At 68.7% G+C, this 3,487-nt stretch carries 5 protein-coding genes and 1 pseudogene; 4 read left to right on the top strand and 2 right to left on the bottom strand.

The features are described from left to right. Positions 1–533: B-4DMT family transporter (locus tag VFA16_RS05245; RefSeq protein ID WP_324966798.1), on the bottom strand; the 533-nt coding region annotated here is incomplete at its 3' end. A gap of 33 nt (positions 534–566) precedes the next feature. On the opposite strand from VFA16_RS05245, the gene VFA16_RS05240 reads away from it, so the two are divergent. Genes VFA16_RS05240 through VFA16_RS05225 form a run of 4 tightly spaced genes read left to right on the top strand, consistent with a single transcriptional unit; the run spans position 567 to position 3,101 of the window. Continuing rightward, positions 567–1,661: a Xaa-Pro peptidase family protein gene (locus VFA16_RS05240; RefSeq protein ID WP_324966797.1), complete on the top strand. Its 1,095-nt coding sequence runs from the start codon at positions 567–569 to the stop codon at positions 1,659–1,661. A gap of 14 nt (positions 1,662–1,675) precedes the next feature. After that, on the top strand, positions 1,676–2,233 hold the full coding sequence (gene efp / locus VFA16_RS05235) for an elongation factor P (protein WP_324966796.1): 558 nt from the start codon (positions 1,676–1,678) through the stop codon (positions 2,231–2,233). A gap of 2 nt (positions 2,234–2,235) precedes the next feature. Continuing rightward, positions 2,236–2,721, top strand: a complete 486-nt coding sequence (gene nusB, locus VFA16_RS05230; protein WP_324966795.1) for a transcription antitermination factor NusB — start codon at positions 2,236–2,238, stop codon at positions 2,719–2,721. Continuing rightward, the gene (locus VFA16_RS05225) at positions 2,718–3,101 is read left to right on the top strand and encodes an antitermination protein NusB (protein ID WP_324966794.1); all 384 of its coding nucleotides are present in this window, start codon (positions 2,718–2,720) and stop codon (positions 3,099–3,101) included. The genes nusB and VFA16_RS05225 overlap by 4 nt, the downstream gene beginning before the upstream one ends. Positions 3,102–3,133: 32 nt before the next feature. Here the strand turns inward: VFA16_RS05225 and VFA16_RS05220 are convergent. Next, positions 3,134–3,487: pseudogene (locus tag VFA16_RS05220) on the bottom strand (aminotransferase); the annotation flags it as partial.

Raw genomic sequence — 3,487 nt, 5'->3', positions numbered from 1 at the left:
TCTTGGTCATGGCCCTTCACCGCGGACATCCCCTCGGTCGGGGTCTCGTCCTCGTGGACCGCTTCAAACACGTCGGTGTCATCCTCGCGCTGGCCGTGCTTCGGTGGCGGCGGAGCGTGGCGGTCGATGAGCCAGCGGCCCAAAGCCACCCCGCCCATCGCCGGCAGGAACACCAACAGCGCGGTGAAGGCGGCGAACGTCGTCAGCTCGTTAAGCAGCCCGCCGGCATAGAGGCCTTTGTAGAGCAGCGAGATCACAAACACCACGGCGCCGCTCACGATGCCGGCTGTCAGGCCGGCCAGCAGCCACGTCATCGCCAGATCCCGGCGGCGGTCCGGGTCGGGCTCCGCCGAGGCGTCTGCACGACCGTCCCGCAGCCCCCAGACCAGAGCGGCGATGAATAACAGGAGCACCAGCACGATGCTGATCAACCCCGCCTGTGTGGGAAACGCGTTGATCAACGCCCCTTGCAACAAGCGGACGATGACCATCGCAGCGGCGAACACCAGTCCGCGCAGCCTCCAGTTAGTCATGGGGCCACAGCGTAGCGAGTAGCGTCAGCGGTTGTGACGCATTCCCAGCGGCGAGACAATCTGAGGTCACGAATCGTTACCGACGGGCTCGACGCGATGCTGGTCAGCGACCTGGTCAACGTGCGGTACCTGTCCGGTTTCACCGGCTCTAACGCCGCGCTGCTGGTGTTCGCCGACGACCGGACTCCAGTGCTCGCCACCGACGGGCGCTACCGCACTCAGGCCGCGCAGCAGGCGCCCGATCTGGAGATCGCCATCGAGCGGGCCTGCGGGCGTCATCTGGTGGGGCGCGCCGCAGCCGCGGGTGTGCGGCGCCTCGGTTTCGAAAGCCACGTGGTCACCGTCGACGGCTTCGACGGGCTCTCCGCTGAGGCGGGGGCGACGGAGCTGGTGCGCGCCTCGGGCACGGTGGAGGCGCTGCGCGAGGTCAAAGACGCCGGCGAGGTGGCGCTGCTGCGGCTGGCCTGCGAAGCGGCCGACGCGGCGCTGACCGACTTGATCGAGCGCGGCGGCCTGCGGCCCGGCCGCACCGAGCGGGAGGTCAGCCGCGAGCTGGAGAACCTGATGCTCGACCACGGCGCCGAAGGCGTGTCGTTCGAGACGATCGTGGCGGCCGGGCCCAATTCGGCGATCCCACACCATCGGCCCACCGACGCCGTGTTGAGCGCCGGCGACTTCGTCAAGATCGACTTCGGCGCGCTGGTTGCCGGCTACCACTCCGACATGACCCGCACCTTCGTGCTCGGCCGTGCCGCCGACTGGCAGCACGAGATCTATCACCTGGTCGCTGCCGCACAGCGGGCCGGCCGCGAGGCGCTGCGGGCGGGGGCGAATCTCCAAGACGTGGATGCCGCGGCGCGCCAGGTGATTATCGACGCCGGCCACGGCGAGCGCTTCGGCCACGGTCTGGGCCACGGGGTGGGCCTGCAGATCCACGAAGCGCCGGGGATCAACGCGACGGCCGCCGGTACACTACTGGCGGGCTCCGTGGTGACCGTGGAGCCCGGTGTCTATTTGCCCGACCGGGGCGGTGTCCGCATCGAGGACACCCTCGTCGTGGCTGACGAAACGTCCGGTCACACACCGGAATTGCTCACCCGGTTCCCCAAGGAACTGGCCATCGTGTAGGAGAGTCACCGACTGTGGCAACGACTGCCGACTTCAAAAACGGACTGGTGCTGGTGATCGACGGCCAGCTGTGGCAGATCGTCGAATTCCAGCACGTCAAACCCGGCAAGGGCCCGGCGTTCGTGCGGACCAAGCTGAAGAACGTGGTCTCTGGCAAGGTCGTCGACAAGACCTACAACGCGGGCGTGAAGGTGGAGACCGCCACCGTCGACCGGCGCGACACGACGTACCTGTACCGCGACGGCTCGGACTTCGTGTTCATGGACAGCCAGGACTACGAGCAGCACCATATCCCCGAATCGCTGGTCGGCGACGCGGCCCGGTTCCTGCTGGAAGGCATGCCTGTGCAGGTGGCGTTCCACAACGGCACACCGCTGTACATCGAACTGCCGGTCACCGTCGAACTGGAAGTCACCCACACCGAGCCGGGCCTGCAGGGCGACCGGTCCAGCGCCGGCACCAAGCCGGCCATCCTGGAGACCGGCGCGCAGATCAACGTGCCGCTGTTCATCAACACCGGCGACAAGCTGAAGGTGGATTCCCGCGACGGCAGCTACCTCGGCCGCGCGTAACCATGCCTAAGCCGGTCAAGGGACGGCACCAGGCCCGCAAGCGCGCCGTCGACCTGCTGTTTGAAGCCGAGGCCCGCGGCCTGAGCCCGGCCGCAATGGCCGATGCACGCACAGCGCTGGCCGACGCCAATCCCGATGTGGCGCCGCTGCACCCGTACACGATCACCGTGGCGCGCGGGGTCAGTGAGCACACCGACCACATCGACGACCTGATCGCCTCGCATCTTCAGGGCTGGACGCTCGATCGCTTGCCGGCAGTGGATCGCGCCATCCTGCGGGTGGCGGTGTGGGAGCTGCTGCACGCCGACGACGTGCCTGAGCCGGTCGCCGTCGACGAGGCGGTCGAGCTGGCCAAGGAGCTGTCCACCGACGAGTCGCCCGGCTTCGTCAACGGCGTGCTCGGCCAGATCATGCTGGTGACACCGCAGATCCGCGCCGCCGCCCAGGCGGTTCGGGCGGCGCCGCGCGAGCAGGGGCCCGAATCATGACCCGGCCCGAGCTGCGCGTCGTCATCGCCTCCGCGCTCGCGGCGACCGTCGTGCTGGGAGCCGTCGCGTGCGCCGCCTACGGGCTGGCCGTCATTGCGGCGGCCTTGGCGATCTACGCGCTGGGTGTCGGCGCGTGGCTGTATCACTGCATCGAGCGCTACGTCGTCGCCAGGCGTATCAGCACCGTCCGCTCGGCGGCCAAACCGTTCCAACCGCTGCTGCCGGTGATGGCCGCGATCATGGGCCTGACGCAGGCCGTCGTCAGGTCGCTCACCGATGTCACCGAGCTGCCGCAGCGCCGCTGGGATCTGCCGGTTCGGCGGTGGATGGTCATCACCCGCGGCACTCGCCGTGTCGACGACGACGAGCCCCGCGGTTGACTACGAAAGCGTGCCAGCCGGCGGCGCATTGATTACGACGCGTGCAGCGCGTCCAGCAGGCGGTCCAGGTCGGCCTCGGTGTTGTAGAGGTGAAATCCGACGCGCACCCCACCCGCGCGCACGGCTGCCCGGATGCCGGCGTTGCGCAACGCATCAGCCGAGTGGTCGCCCGGGATGGACACGATCGCGGAATTCACTGGCGGCAGCTCTAATCCGGCCCGCAACCGGTTCGCCAACCCCACGGTGTGCGCGTGCACGTCGGCCCGATCCAGCGTCGCCAGCCACCGCAGGGACATCCCGGCGCCGAACAAGCTGAACCACGCCGGCCACGAGTCGAAACGGCGAGCGTCACTGGCCAGCCGCATCGGCAACCCGTAGAGCGACGA

The organism is Mycobacterium sp. (assembly GCF_035653355.1).
In the GTDB taxonomy this organism is placed as follows: domain Bacteria; phylum Actinomycetota; class Actinomycetes; order Mycobacteriales; family Mycobacteriaceae; genus Mycobacterium.
This window is presented reverse-complemented; position numbering and strand designations above follow the sequence as displayed.

Coding starts and splice junctions, on each gene's coding strand:
- nusB (WP_324966795.1), top strand. CDS start 2,236: ATGCCTAAGCCGGTCAAGGGACGGCACCAGGCCCGCAAGCGCGCCGTC.
- VFA16_RS05225 (WP_324966794.1), top strand. CDS start 2,718: ATGACCCGGCCCGAGCTGCGCGTCGTCATCGCCTCCGCGCTCGCGGCG.